The organism is bacterium (assembly GCA_031082185.1).
In the GTDB taxonomy this organism is placed as follows: domain Bacteria; phylum Sysuimicrobiota; class Sysuimicrobiia; order Sysuimicrobiales; family Humicultoraceae; genus VGFA01.
This window is the reverse complement of the sequence record JAVHLI010000041.1, coordinates 1-646: the sequence shown is the minus strand read 5'-3', so window position 1 is coordinate 646 and position 646 is coordinate 1. Positions and strand designations below refer to the sequence as shown.

1 protein-coding gene is annotated in these 646 nt (G+C 53.9%); it reads left to right on the top strand.

Going from position 1 to position 646, the window contains the following annotated elements; all coding sequences use genetic code 11:
- The coding region (locus RDU83_14030) for a GTP-binding protein (protein ID MDQ7842114.1) at window positions 1–646 on the top strand (646 nt) is incomplete at both ends.

Sequence of the window (646 nt, the reverse complement as noted above, 5' to 3'; positions counted from 1 at the left end):
AAAGGCGAAATTTGAGAGGGTAAAGCCGCATGCGAACATAGGGACGATCGGGCATGTTGACCATGGGAAGACGACGTTGACGTCAGCGATCACGAAGGTACTTTCATTCAAGGGGCAGGCGTCATACCGGTCATTTGACAGTATTGACAACGCACCTGAGGAGAAGGCGAGAGGCATAACGATAGCGACTGCGCATGTAGAGTATGAGACGGACAAGAGGCACTATGCGCATGTAGACTGCCCCGGTCATGCTGACTACATCAAGAACATGATCACGGGAGCGGCGCAGATGGACGGGGCGGTGCTGGTGGTGTCAGCGGCAGACGGGCCAATGCCACAGACGAGGGAGCACATATTATTGGCGAGGCAGGTAGGAGTGCCGTACATTGTAGTATTTATGAATAAAGTAGACATGGTGGATGATCCTGAGTTGCTGGACTTGGTGGAGCTTGAGATGAGGGAGTTGCTGACGAAGTATCAGTTTCCCGGGGACAAGATACCGGTAATTCGGGGCAGTGCACTGAAGGCGATGGAGAGCCAGGGCACGGACCAGGGGGCAGAGGAGTACAAGAGCATACTGGAACTGCTGGATGCGATAGACAGTTATATCCCGACGCCAGACCGGCCGATAGACAAGCCGTTTTTG